Source organism: Pseudomonas nabeulensis (assembly GCF_004682045.1).
In the GTDB taxonomy this organism is placed as follows: Bacteria; Pseudomonadota; Gammaproteobacteria; order Pseudomonadales; family Pseudomonadaceae; genus Aquipseudomonas; species Aquipseudomonas nabeulensis.
In genome coordinates, this window is record NZ_QUZT01000054.1 from 21,515 (window position 1) to 35,158 (window position 13,644).

The following is a 13,644-nucleotide window of genomic DNA, read 5'->3' on the forward strand; positions in this document are numbered from 1 at the left end:
CTTGTAGTGAGCGGGCTTGCCCCGCGCTGCGGTGTACCAGATACATCACTTTTACCTGACACACCGTAGCGCGGGGCAAGCCCGCTCACTACATAAACCCATTACTTGGCAGCCCACGCGTTGAAGCGTTGCTCCAACTGCTCGCCGTTATCCGCCCAGAAGCTCACGTCGATCTGCACCTGGTTGGCGATGTTTTCCGGGGTGGTCGGCATGTCCTTGAGGATGTCTTTGGCCAGCAACGGTACGGCCTGGGTATTGGCCGGGCCGTAGGCGATGTTTTCGGAGTAGGTCTTCTGCTGCTGCGGCTGTACCGAGAAGGCGATGAATTTCTTCGCCGCTTCCGCACGGTCCTTGGCCAGGCCTTTCGGGATGGCCCATGCATCGAAGTCGTAGATGCCGCCGTTCCACACCACTTTCAGGTTGCTTTCTTTCTGCACGGCGGCAATGCGGCCGTTGTACGCAGAGCTCATCACCACGTCACCCGAGGCGAGGTACTGCGGCGGTTGTGCACCGGCCTCCCACCATTGGATCGACGGTTTCAGCTCGTCGAGTTTCTTGAACGCACGGTCCTGGCCATCTTTGCCCGCCAGCACTGTGTAGACGTCCTTCGGCGCTACGCCGTCGGCCATCAGGGCGAACTCCAGGGTGTACTTGGCGCCTTTACGCAGGCCGCGCTTGCCCGGGAATTTCTTGGTGTCCCAGAAATCCGCCCAGCTGGTAGGCGCCGTGGTCAGCTTGTCGGCGTTGTAGGCCAGCACAGTGGACCACACGAAGAAGCCCACGCCGCACGGCTGGATCGCGCCCTTCACGTAGTTGGCGTTGTCGCCGAACAGTTTCGGGTCCAGGGGTTCGAACATGTCTTCGTCGCAGCCACGGGACAGCTCCGGCGATTCCACCTCGACCAGGTCCCAGGACACGCTCTTGGTGTCGACCATGGCCTTGACCTTGGCCATTTCGCCGTTGTACTCGCCCGCAACGATTTTGCCATTGCCGGCGCTTTCCCACGGTGCATAGAAGGCCTTGACCTGTGCCGCCTTGTTCGCGCCACCGAAGGACACGACGGTCAGGTCCGGGCCGGCCATGGCGTGGGTTGCGCCGATCAAGCCAATGGCCAGGGCGGAAAATTTCAGGGATCTCAACATTGTTGTTCTCTCCACGTGCAGGGTTGGTGAAGCCATGGGGGCGATCAATTCGCCTCTAGAAGTGGGTCGAGTGCGCGAACGTGCTCGACTTGCCAGCCAATCGGAACCACGTCGCCGACCGCCAGCGCTGGGTCCAGCTCGGCAATCGGTTGTTTCACAAAGAAATCGGTCTTGCCGCAGACTTCCAGGCGCACCCGCACGTGGTCGCCCAGGTAGATGAATTCCGCCACCCGCCCGGAGAAGCGGTTGACGCAGCTTTCGCTGGAGCCATTAAGGCTCACGCGCTCCGGACGCACCGACAGGGTCACCGGGCCGCCGACCTGGCCGACGTTCACCGCCAGCGCCTCGACTTTCTCGCCTCGCGCCAGCTCCACCACGCAACGCTCGCCGGTATGGCTGTGCAGGCGGCCGTTGAGGCGATTGTTCTCGCCGATAAAGTTGGCGACGAAGGTGTTCTTCGGCTCTTCGTACAGCGTGCGCGGGGCGGCGATCTGTTGGATTTCGCCCTGATGGAACACCGCCACGCGGTCAGACATGGTCAGCGCTTCGCCCTGGTCATGGGTCACGTACACCACCGTCACGCCGAGGCGTTGGTGCAGGTGCTTGATCTCCATCTGCATGTGTTCACGCAGTTGCTTGTCGAGGGCGCCGAGGGGTTCGTCCATCAGTACCAACTGGGGTTCAAACACCAGCGCACGGGCCAAGGCCACCCGTTGTTGCTGGCCGCCGGACAGTTGCGCCGGATAACGCTGGGCGAACGCGTCGAGCTGGACCATGCTCAGCACGCGCTTGACCCGCTCGCTGATGTCGGTCTTGCTCAAACCCCGCACCGACAGCGGGAACGCCAGGTTCTCGGCGACGGTCATGTGGGGGAACAGCGCGTAATTCTGGAACACCATACCGATGTCGCGCTTGTGCGGCGGCACATTGTTGATGGAGCGCCCGGCCAACTGGATTTCGCCGGCGGTCGGCGTCTCAAAGCCGGCGAGCATCATCAGGCTGGTGGTCTTGCCCGACCCGGAAGGCCCGAGCAAGGTGAGAAACTCGCCTTTGCGAATCTCCAGGTTGAGGTCTTTGACGATCAGGTTCTCGCCGTCGTAGCTCTTCTGCACGCCACGAAAGCTGACCAGCACATCATTTGAATCCACCTCGCTCATACCCGCACCTTTGTGTTTTGGACTGCTGTGGCACAAGCGTAGTCCAGGCGCGAGGCCCCGGAAATCGGGGGCTCGGAGAGAATGACATCAGTCGGATGGAAGGTTTGGGGTAGGGATCGCCCTACACGGATGACGCGTATGGGTAAGTACAACGGCCAACTCGGTGCCACAAGCGCCACTTACGGGGAAACCCACGCCCCTCACCCTGTCGTTAATGGACAGTAAAGCAGCACGCGATAAGTAATGACCGCGGCTACCTGATGCGTTGGCGATATATCTGATGCTTGCAACCATCGATTCAAGGAACAAGGAGTTCTCATGTCGAGCAGCCCTCTCGCATCACCGACACAGGAGCACGCCATCAGTGCTCAATTCGCTTCTCGCCCAACTCTGGAGGACGTGGTCTGGCAGCTGCTGAGCGAAGCCATACTCAAAAAATACCCAACGATCAAACTGGATCGCTCCCTGACCAGAGTCGGTTTTCCGATTGCCCCTGCTCAGTTGGAGTTGAAATCATTGTTGAATCTGGTGCTGGATTTTCTCGACGGCGCAGACGCACCGAACTTTGACAATGTTGAGGGCACAAGTGCGCGCCTGGTCGATGAGTACCTGATCATCAAGATCAACCCGCGCGAGGCTCCGGATGCCTACCCCGACATGGCGCTGATCAAACAGATAATCGTCGAACTGCCCTGGGCCCTGACCGCCACCTTTCAAAATGAGCTGGCGACCTATTGGAGCGAAATAACGGATACGGGCATCAGCCGCTGGCAGTGGCTCAGTGACCGACTGATGGAGAATTTGCGTATCAGCCTCATCGAACAGGACGGGCTGAATGACTTTGAACGCGAGACCCTGGATCAACTCGTTCGTTACGCGGACAAGGCGCAACGCCAGAGTGTATTTGCAGATGCCGCTGTACATGCTTATTGCCCGGAACTGGTCTTTACCTACGGCGAACAGGTCACCCGTCAATTGAGCCCGGCACTTCTGCTGGAGCGCTCGGTCGGGGATCAAACCTGTGTATTGCTCGGTAACACATCGGGGGTCTGCGAACGCTTTGCTTCGGTTGATACGTTTGTTCAAACCTGGGGCAAGCGAATGGCGGCCGATTTCGACATTGATAAAATCACACTCAATCGTTATGAGCCTGACGGCAACATCTTCGACAGCCATGCCGCAGCCCTGCTAAACCAACAGTTGGAAAACCTTCAAGCACTGGAGATTCCTGCGCGCCCAGGCAGCGAGCGGCTGAGCACTCGGTTTCAACACATCACCGACCCTGGCTATTACTTTATTAACCCGACTCGAACGCCGCATCCCGTACTGGCCAAACTGCGCGGGCAATTGCCAGACTGGCTGCAACAGGCATCCGCAGTCGACCGCATTGCTTACCGACAGCATAGTCTTGCACTGGCAAGCGCCAAGAAGCGCAGCCACGGACGCACGTTCCTCAGCGGCATCACCGACATTCGCACCTTCACCAACAAAGCGCTGCTTGAGCAAATGAAGGTCGACGAGCAACGCCTCGGCAATAGGTCTGCCGAAGGGGCCAAGGTCGGGCAATTGCAGCCCGAAGACGTGCAACTGACGTTTATCAAGGCGGCAGGCCAACTGGAAACCTCCGGACTAATTGATAGAACAACCCTGACGTTGACGGACCTGGCGATCAAAAACCTGGTTGGGCAACCCGGGAATTTGGTCTCCATCACGCACCGCAATGGTGTGCCGATGCCGGACTGGCTGACCCCGGACTACATCACATCCAGAGGAGGATTGATCGAGCAGGTGGATATTGGCAAAACCTATCCACAAATGCTCCGGATGAATCTGCTCGGTGACAATCCGAGCATTACTGAGCGGGAAATGTACTTCGCGCAACAAACTACGGCACAGTTACCGTTACTGGCTCTGGAACTGAAACTCAAAGCGCAAAACGGACTGACTGAGCGAGGTGTGCAGTACGTTAGTGCACTGCTGCATGAAAACCCCCAAAGACGCTACGTGGACGGCCATGCAGTCGTGATTCGGGAACTCGCCCTGGTACGCAAGCCCGGAGCATCAGCGGATGTCGTCGCCAACATGTTCATCATCGAAGCACAAGACATCACCGTCGGCCCGCACCTCCTGTACTGCCCCCTGTATGCAGACCCGCTACACGAGTTCGCCACCCGCGCCTTATTACTTTCGGCACTGGCCCATCCGGGTGAACTTCAGGCCAGCGTTCTCACGTGGTTATCCGACGCAGCGAGGGCCATCTACGATAACGGCGGTTTCCATGAGCCCCATTTCGTACGATTCGGAAAAGGCAGTGATTTCGCGGTCATTGAAAAACCCCAGCCGGCCGCGCTCGCGACTGACAATACCAATAGCGAGCTGCAACTGCTTTATTCCAACGGCAAGCTGATGCAATACCTGTATGGCAGCAACGCGCGAGCGCTGGTCGATCAGGCGAATAACGATTCGACGTCTAATCGCGAAAGCCGATGGGCGGCGCTGATGGAAGGTGCCGGGTTGATGTTCAGCACGCTCCTGCTGCCCATTTTGCGTGGGCCTGCCATGCTGACTGGCTGGCTGATAGCGCTGATGGGCAGTGCCTCACATGATATCCCTGCGCTCAACAGCCCGGACCCGATCACTCGGGAACTGGCGCTGGTCGACATGTTGCTGAACGTAAGCATGGTGTTGCTCCAGCTCTCCTCCCCCAAGCGGCAACCAAAGCCTCTCGCCAAAGACATCCAACCTGAAGCCTTACAAGCTCCCGGACCACGCCGCGCGCCCGAGCAATGGCCTCAATCAACACCGCTCGAGGTGCGCGAAGGCACTGTGACACTGGACAGCGATGCATTGAGCGTGGGCAACGCCCCCTTCGATTTCAGTTTTTCGAGCGCTCGCGCACGCCTGACGCCGAGCCAGGCCGCACGCTTGGCAAGCTTGCGGGTGCCGCGCCCGGCTGACTTGCCCCCTGCGGTTTCAAGCGGGCCGCGCAAAGGGCTCTACGAGAGGCAAGGCAATTGGTACGCCCAAGTGGGTGGGCATTGGTACCGCGTGGAAACACGAGCGGACAACAGCGTCGTCATCGTTTTCCCTGCCGATGCCAGCGTTTCCGGCCCATTGCTGCAAACTGATGGTGCAGGTCAATGGTCACTGGACTTGAATCTGCGACTGCGAGGTGGCATGCCACGCGGTCGAATAGAGGCCGCGCGACAGCTCAAGGCGAAACGAAAAGCAGAGTTGTATGACCAATACATAAAACTGCGCGGGGATGAGCGGACATTACAAAATGAGGCAGATAGCACACAAAGAGCGATGGAGAGCACTCCCAACTCCGCCACGCGTGGCGAATTCGTCAAGGCGCTGAACGCTCAGAATCAACGCTATATCCAACTATTTGAGACCCTCGCGGAGCGTCGCGACCTGCAGGAGCCCATCTCCCCCAATGACCTAAGCCGCTACTTGACCAACACCATTCAAAATGCCCGCAAGTTATCAATCATGTTTAGTGAAGAACGTTTGGCATTGCGCAAGGCGCATCCGGAGTTTTTTACTCAAAGCGAAGCGGCGGCCCGGCAGATCCTGGCACAAAAAGACCGTTATGCGCAGTTCACCAAGCAACTGATCGACATCAATGAACAACAAATAGAGGCACTTGAATGCCAGGACCGCTACCTACTGGAACTGGACCGGCTGGGCCCACCCGGCGCCAGCGCCTATGAGAGACTTACCACCGACCGTAGCGGCGAAATAACGGTGCTGGGCGTGAGGTATCTGCAACTGCAAAGCCTAAAGTTCTCACTGTTCAAAAATCTGGCGGACTTCCCCGATGAACTTTCGGACATCCTCGATCCACTGGGCGCCCAGGTCCATACACACGCCGAGCTGGAACGCCTGGAGCTGCCTCCCAATGACCGATTGCAGGTACTTGAAAGTCTAAACCAACGTTATGGTCAAGCCGTCGACGCCTTGGAAGGCCAAGCCATTGTTCAAGCCGATGCCCTTGAGATGGGTTATTTCAAACGCGTCCAGAAGCTGATTGAAACGTTCTACCTCGATACCACCCGAGAACTGGCCACCGCCATCAAACCCGATGCCCAGCCCCAGACTCGCCCACCCAAACAGCCGTTAGTGAGACAAGGAAAACCAGCGAAAAAGGTCATAAAGACCCGCACGCACGGCACGCTGATCGGGGAATTCAAACCTGCGAACACCGATCTGGCGATAGACCATGTCGAAGTCCGGTCCGAGCCAGAGCAAAAATTGCTGGCCACCTATACGCTTCACGACGAGGTGTGGGATGAAGTCCGATCAGTGACACCAACGCAGGCACCGGCCCTTGTCACTCGTGCACTAAAGATCGTCAGTGCCGCTGCTCGCAGACATCTGGGTGAGCTTGATCAAGTGCTCGTTCGAGAGCAGCACTACGCTGAAGTGTCTCACTTTCCGGTAGAGATAGAAGAAAGCCTGCAACGCGAAGCTGGCCGCTATAGAAATCTCGCTTCAGAGCTCAAGCGGGCGCTTGAACGCGATAAAAAAACAGATGACGATTTGCTCGGTAAATTGGAAAACGCCGCCCTTGCACTCGACCAGGAAGCACAATTGCTGCGTATTCGCACCTCTCTGGCATTACCACCGACCCACGCGAACCTGGCTTACCTGCTAGAAATGAAACAGGTCCATGTAGCCAGGCTGAACAACCGCGTGGCAATGAGAGGCGAGCGCAAAGACTTCATCCAGGAGTACGCCATCAATAACAACAGTAAAGGCACTCCGGTGTGGTACGCCCACTTTCACTACACCAATGCCAATACACCGAAGCAGTCCTACAGCGTGGCGCACCTGAAATCCATTCAACAGCGCAAGGAAAGCTACTACTCACTCCTGGCCAAGTCCTCCGGCCACCAACGCACCGTAGAGATACATCGCGGGGTCATCGGAAAAGCGCTGGCGGAGCGCTGGTTTCTTCCGCTGGCACCCTGACAGACGGCGTGACGGGACTCAAAGCAGCTTGTGCTCCATGGCGTACTTCACCAGTTCCGCCAGCGAGGTGATATTGAGCTTTTGCATCAAGCGTGCCTTGTGGGTACTGATGGTTTTACTGCTCAGGGCCAGTTGCTGGGCGATGTCATTGACGTTGGCGCCCTGGGCCAGGCGCTCGAATACAGAGAATTCACGCTCGGACAGCAACGAATGCAACGGTCGCGCATCGGTCAGGCCCACTTCGAAGACCATGCGGTCCGCCAGGTCCGGGTCGATGTAACGCCCACCCGCCGCGACCTTGCGAATCGCCGTGAGCAGCAGCGCCGGGTCGCTGTCCTTGGTGGCGTAACCGGCGGCGCCGACCTTCAAGGCGCGGGCAGCCATTTGTGCTTCGTCGTGCATCGACAGCACCAGGATCGCCGGCGGATTGCTCAGGGCACGAATCCGCGCGATGGCTTCCAGGCCGTTGACGCCGGGCATGGAGATATCCAGCAACACCACCTCGCAGGGCACGTGACGCAGGGTTTCCAGCAACTGCTCGCCATTGCTCGCCTCGCCGACCACTTGCAGGTCTTTGGCCAGGCCGATCAGTTGCTTGATGCCTTCACGAACGATGGTGTGGTCTTCGGTTACCAATACGCGGATCACAGGGACTTCCTCTTGGTGTTATGCATCCAGCGGCACCGTGACGCTCAGGGTGGTGCCCTCCCCCAACTCGCTGTGCAAGCTCAATTGCCCGCCCATGATCAGCACGCGCTCGCGCATGCCCACCAGGCCAAACGATACCGCGCGCCCCTGGGCCTGGACGAAACCGACACCGTCATCGCTGATGCTCAATCGCAGACTCGTGCCCTCTACCGTCAAGGTCAGCTCGACCGTATGCGCCTGGGCATGGCGCATCACGTTGGTCAGCGCCTCCTGCAAAATGCGGAACAGGCCGATGGCCTTGGCGTCGCTCAGGGCCGGCAGGTTATCCGGAACCTGGACCAGGCAGGGAATGTGAGTGCGAGCTTCGAAGCGCCGTGCCTGCCATTCGATGGCTGAGGCGATGCCGGCGTCGAGAATCGGTGGGCGCAGTGCGGTGGCCACATCGCGCACCAGCTGGAACAGTTGGGCGATCAGGCGCTTCATGCTATTCAAGCGTTCGTGCAGTCCGGGGTCCAGTTGTGCGTAGGCCAGTTCGCACATGGAGGTTTCCAGCTTGAGCACGGTGAGCATCTGCCCGAGTTCGTCGTGCACCTCGCGGGCGATGCGGGCTTTTTCTTCTTCGCGGACGGTTTCCAAGTGGGCGGACAGCTCGCGCAGCTGCGCCTCACTTTGCAGCAGCGCCGCCACATAGCGACGCCGCTCGGTGACGTCGGTGAGGTAGACCACCAGGTATTCGCCCTCGGCAAAGCGCAGGAAACTCAGGGAGACATCGGTAGGCAGGAAACTGCCGTCGGCGCGGCGGCAATCGGTGGCGAAGTGCTGCGGGCCGTCTTCACTGGCACGGGCGCGCTTCCACAGGTTGAGCCAGCGATCCATGTCCAGGGTTGGGTCGAGGTCGGCCAGCGGGCGCTCGATCAACGCGTCGGGGCTGTAGCCGAGCATGGTTTCAGCGGCGCGATTGGCATAGCGCACATGGCTGTCCCAGTTCACCCATAGGATGCCGACGGTACTTTGGTCGATGGAAAACTGCGTCAACCGCAGCGCTTCGGCACCGGCGGCGCGGGCCGCACTCTCTTCGCGAGCGGCAAGCAGGTCATGCTCCAGCGTCCGTTGCTGGCGGCGTTGCCAGAACACAATCGCCAAACTGGCGAGCAGGAACAGGCCCAGCAGTACACAGAGGTTTTGCCACAGGCCAGGGGATTCGCTCAGCCGTGGGTATTTGGGTTGCAGCCAGCGGTTGTGCAACTGGTCCAGGTCGCGAGCGGGAATGGCGCGCAGGGCACTCTCCATGATGCCGGCCAGTTCCGGCCAATCGCGGCGCGTGGCCACCCGCAATAATTGCGGCAGGCCGATATCTCCCACCACCGCCAGCCCGGCAAACTCCGCCTCGCCGGACAAGCGGCTCAGTTGCGCCTCGTCCACCACGGCATACCGCGCCTGTTGGCTCACCAGCAATTGCAAGGCCTGGCGCTCCATGGGCACGCCTTGCAGGTTGAGGTTGGGGTAGGTGCTGCGCAGGTAGTCGGCCACGGCGCTGGGCATGCGCACGGCAACGCGGGACTGCTCATCGAGCTTTTCCAGCTCCACCGCACCGCCGCCGTCGCGGATGCCGACGATATGCTGGGGCACGCGCATATAGGGGTCGGTGAATAGCCACAAGCGCAAGCCGGCTGGAGTTTGTTGCAGGCCGGGGGCCATGTCGATCTCGCCGTCGCGCAGGGCCGCGTCCAGTTGCTCCTGGCTGGGGAAGTTGCGCCAGGTCAGCTCAATGTTCAGCGCCTTGGCCAGCCACTGCATCAGCTCCACATTGGCCCCGGACAGGCGCTGCAAGCGTCGGTCGTACTGCGCGAAAGGTGCTTGCAACACCAGGCCTACCCGCAACTCCGGGTGCCGGGCCAACCATTCGCGTTGCTGCGCATTGAGCTGCGCCTGTGACGGCGCAGGCGTCGTCGCCGCATTCGCCATCAAGGCAAACCATAAACAGCCGATAACCAGCAGACAGCGAAACCCCATGATCCACGTCTCACATCACTGACAAATACTGACCAACCCATTAGGCTGCTGGAACCACTTCTGGCCGGGAATTAACAATGCCCTTTATTCACCGCTCAGCACTGCCAGCATTGTGCCTGTCGCTGCTGTTTACCAGTGCCTTTTCTGTACAGGCCGAAGACGCACCGGCGCCGGCCGCCGAAAAACCCGTCGAACGCCAGCCGTTGCCGGAGCGCAGCCAGGAAGAAGCCAGCGCCCTGGAACGCAAGATTCCGCAGCAGGAGCAGCAACAACTGCAGGCCGGCAGCGATTCATTCCTCGCCCTGTGGAAGCCCGCCAACAGCGCCGAGCCTGAGGGCGTGGCAATTATTGTACCGGGCAGCGGCGAAAATGCTGACTGGCCGCAAGCAATCGGCCCCTTGCGGCGCAAATTGCCGGACGCCAATTGGGGCACCCTGAGCCTGTCGCTGCCGGATGTGAGCGTGGACACCCTGCCGCCGCGCGTGATGGAAGCGCCGCAAGCCACGGTCGACACCAGCAGCAAAGATGCCAGCACCGCCGACAACCCCATCGAACAAGCCGCCAGCGCCGAAGCCGAAGGCACCGACCCGGCAGTGGTGCCCGGCGCGGACGAACAGGACAAAACCGATGCTTCGCGCATCTTCGCCCGCATCGATGCGGCGGTAGCCTTCGCCCAAACCCAGAGCGCACGCAGCGTGGTGTTGGTCGGACACGGCACCGGTGCTTGGTGGGCCGCACGGTACTTGAGCGAGAAGCAGCCGTCTCAGGTGCAGAAGTTGGTCATTGTCGCCGCGCAAACACCTGCCGGGCGTCAACCGGATGTGCAGCAACTGGCGCCCGGCTTGAAGTTGCCGACGGCTGACGTGTTCTATCAAGACAACGCCCAAGCCCGCAAAAACGCCCAGGCCCGTGCCCAGGCGGCCAAGCGGTTGAAGAATGATGGGTATAAGCAGGTGTCGTTGAAGACCCTGCCGGGCAACAGTGCTGCCGAGCAGGAGCAGTTGTATCGCAGGATTCGTGGGTGGTTGAGCCCGCAGGCGGCGACAGACTGATCGCACAGTTCAAAAACACTGTAGAACCCCTGTGGGAGGGGGCTTGCTCCCGATAACAGAGTGTCAGTCGGTGTATCTATCACTGACCCACCGCGATCGGGAGCAAGCCCCCTCCCACATTGAATTGGGTTTGCACATCAAAATCAGTCAGCGGAAGTCCCGGCGCTCGCGAATCAACGCATACGCATTGTGCAGTTCACGCGTGCGCTCGGTGGCCTCACGCACCTGCGCGGGGCTCGCACCGCTGCCGGCAACCTTGTCCGGGTGATGACGGCTGAGCAGCCGGCGATAAGCCCGCTTGATCACCTCAGGCTCAGTAGTCGCCGTCACCCCCAGCAAGCGCAACGCATCCTGGTAACTACCGCCGCGATTGACCAGCGGCTTGCGCTCCGGCGTGTAGTCCGTCGCCAACGCCTTGAGCTGCAATGGCGTCCAGCCCAGCCACTTGCCCCACCGCTCGATCAAATCACGCTCGGCATCGCTTGCCCGACCATCCGCCCAGGCCATCCGCCAGCATGCACGCAACACCCCTTCCGCTGCATGAGGTTGAGCCTTGAGCACGCGCAAATAACTGCGCACGCGGTCGGAGCCGGACTTGCCACGATTGAACGCCGCAATCGCACGACGCTGGGCCGATTCGCTCATGTCCAGCGAGCGCATTTCCTGGCGTGCCTGTTGGATATGCCCGTCCGCCACCCGGCCATTGCTCTTGGCCAGGCGCCCCAGCAGCACGAACAACAACTCGTCATTGCGCAACGCCGGACGACCGCCCAACCGCTCGCGCAACTGCGCCCAGCTGTGCAGTTGCAGGCGCCGATCCAGCGCCTGCCCCAGCAGCGCACCCAACAAGGCCCCCGGAATACTGGCAATGGCAAAGCCTGCCCCGGCGCCGATCAGCGTCCCTGGCCACAGCATGTTACTGCTCCGTTCCCAGCAAGGTTTCGACTTGCGCCAGGCGTTCCAGCGTGCCGACATCAATCCAGCGTCCCGCCATGTGCTCTCCCGTTACCAGATCCTGGGCCATCGCCGCGCGCAACAACGGCGCCAACTTGAAGGCCCCCGCGCTGCAACCCGCGAACAATTTGGGGTCGAGCACTGAAATGCCACTGAAGGTCAGGTTATCGGCACCGGGCGCCGCATCATGAAGCAAACCCTGATCAAGGTAGAAATCACCGCCCGACGGATGGTGCGCCGGGTTGTCGACCATCACCAAGTGAGCCAGACCGTGCAGCGGTCGCTTGAGCTGGGTGAAGTCGTAGTCGGTCCAGATATCGCCATTGACCACCAGGAACGGCTCGTCGCCCAACAATGGCAACGCCTGGAAAATCCCGCCGCCGGTCTCCAGCGGCTCACCTTCCGGCGAATAGCGAATGCGCAAGCCGAACTGCGCACCGTCGCCCAGATAGCTCTCGATCTGCTGGCCCAGCCAGGCATGGTTGATCACGATATCGGTGAAGCCGGCCTTCGCCAGCGCCTCCAAGTGATACTCGATCAACCGTTTGCCGCCGGCCTGCACCAGCGGCTTGGGCGTATGCAGGGTGAGCGGGCGCATCCGCTCACCTTTGCCGGCGGCCAGGATCATGGCCTTCATACGTTGGCCTCGGCGGATGAGCGCAGGCTGGTCAGCAATTCGGCCAACTCGCTCAACTCCGGACGCTCGGCCAGCACCGCTTCTATATAAGCAAAGAAGCGCGGCACGTCGGCCAGGTAGCGGGGCTTGCCGTCACGGTGACAGATACGCGCAAAGATGCCGATGACCTTCAGATGGCGTTGCACGCCCATCAGGTCGCTGGCGCGCAGGAAGTCATCGAAATCCGCTTGCACCGGGATGCCGGCCTGGCCCGCACGCTCCCAATAGCCGCGTTGCCATTCCCGCACACGGGCCTGGGGCCAGCTGAGGAACGCATCCTTGAACAAGCAGGTGATGTCATAGGTCACCGGGCCGTAGACCGCATCCTGGAAATCCAGCACGCCGGGGTTCGGCTCACTGATCATCAGGTTGCGCGGCATGTAGTCGCGGTGCACCAGCACTTTGGGTTGGGCCAGGGCGCTGTCGATCAGGCGGTCGCTGGCACGCTGCCAGAGGGTTTGCTGGTGTGTATCCAACTCGATACCCAAATGCCGGCGCACGTACCACTCGGGAAACAACTCCAGCTCACGGCGCAGCAAGGCAACGTCGTAGCTGGGCAGCGGCACGTCCATCGGCAATTGCTGGAAGGCCAGCAAAGCGTCAATGGCATCGGCAAATAATTGATCGGCGTTTTGCTCGTCAATCACGTCCAGGTAGGTTTTTGTGCCCAGGTCATTGAGCAAAAGAAAGCCGCGCGGTAAATCTTCTGCATAAATTTTTGGAACATTTATGCCCGACTTTGCCAGCAAATGGGCGATATCGACGAAAGGTTTGCAGTTTTCCTGGGGGGGGGGTGCGTCCATTACCACGAACGTACGGCCACCCCCTTCCCAACGGAAATAGCGCCTGAAACTCGCGTCGCTGCTGGCCGCGGTCAATGTGGCCGGGGGTACGGCACCCCAGCCCTGTGCGTTGAACAGGATTGGCAATTGCTCATCCAGCCAGACTTGCAGCTGTTGTAAACGTAGATCTTGGTCGGGCATTACAAGGGTCTCCGACGGCCCTAGCCGTCAAGCGGGTCATGC

9 protein-coding genes are annotated in these 13,644 nt (G+C 60.2%); 2 read left to right on the forward strand and 7 right to left on the reverse strand.

Going from position 1 to position 13,644, the window contains the following annotated elements; genetic code table 11:
* Positions 1–101 precede the first annotated feature (101 nt).
* Together DYL61_RS23450 and DYL61_RS23455 are read right to left on the reverse strand one after the other, a co-directional pair.
* Entirely contained in the window at positions 102–1,142 is a 1,041-nt protein-coding gene (locus tag DYL61_RS23450) for an ABC transporter substrate-binding protein (protein ID WP_135310298.1), read from the reverse strand.
* 44 nt (positions 1,143–1,186) lie between these two features.
* Positions 1,187–2,299: an ABC transporter ATP-binding protein gene (locus tag DYL61_RS23455; RefSeq protein WP_058424775.1), complete on the reverse strand. Its 1,113-nt coding sequence runs from the start codon at positions 2,297–2,299 to the stop codon at positions 1,187–1,189.
* A gap of 318 nt (positions 2,300–2,617) precedes the next feature.
* On the opposite strand from DYL61_RS23455, the gene DYL61_RS23460 reads away from it, so the two are divergent.
* Entirely contained in the window at positions 2,618–7,276 is a 4,659-nt protein-coding gene (locus DYL61_RS23460; protein ID WP_135310299.1) for a dermonecrotic toxin domain-containing protein, read from the forward strand.
* A gap of 18 nt (positions 7,277–7,294) precedes the next feature.
* On the opposite strand, the gene DYL61_RS23465 is transcribed toward DYL61_RS23460, so the two are convergent.
* A complete protein-coding gene (locus DYL61_RS23465; RefSeq protein WP_135310300.1) occupies positions 7,295–7,924 on the reverse strand; it encodes a response regulator in 630 nt (209 codons plus the stop codon).
* An 18-nt stretch (positions 7,925–7,942) separates the two neighbouring features.
* Positions 7,943–9,937 carry a sensor histidine kinase gene (locus DYL61_RS23470; protein ID WP_135310301.1) on the reverse strand — a complete coding sequence of 665 codons (1,995 nt, stop codon included), beginning with the start codon at positions 9,935–9,937 and terminating at the stop codon, positions 7,943–7,945.
* A 77-nt stretch (positions 9,938–10,014) separates the two neighbouring features.
* Here DYL61_RS23470 and DYL61_RS23475 point away from each other — a divergent pair, with 77 nt between their 5' ends.
* A complete protein-coding gene (locus DYL61_RS23475; RefSeq protein ID WP_135310302.1) occupies positions 10,015–10,989 on the forward strand; it encodes a DUF3530 family protein in 975 nt (324 codons plus the stop codon).
* 147 nt (positions 10,990–11,136) lie between these two features.
* Here the strand turns inward: DYL61_RS23475 and DYL61_RS23480 are convergent, their stop codons facing one another.
* The 3 genes from DYL61_RS23480 to DYL61_RS23490 are packed head-to-tail and all read right to left on the reverse strand — an operon-like array spanning position 11,137 to position 13,602.
* A complete protein-coding gene (locus tag DYL61_RS23480) occupies positions 11,137–11,904 on the reverse strand; it encodes a TerB family tellurite resistance protein (protein ID WP_135310303.1) in 768 nt (255 codons plus the stop codon).
* A 1-nt stretch (position 11,905) separates the two neighbouring features.
* Positions 11,906–12,580: an N-acetylmuramate alpha-1-phosphate uridylyltransferase MurU gene (gene murU, locus DYL61_RS23485; protein WP_135310304.1), complete on the reverse strand. Its 675-nt coding sequence runs from the start codon at positions 12,578–12,580 to the stop codon at positions 11,906–11,908.
* Positions 12,577–13,602 (reverse strand): aminoglycoside phosphotransferase family protein, encoded by a 1,026-nt coding sequence (locus DYL61_RS23490; RefSeq protein WP_135310305.1) that lies wholly within the window; start codon positions 13,600–13,602, stop codon positions 12,577–12,579. Before DYL61_RS23490 ends, murU begins: the two co-directional genes overlap by 4 nt.
* Positions 13,603–13,644: the final 42 nt, after the last annotated feature.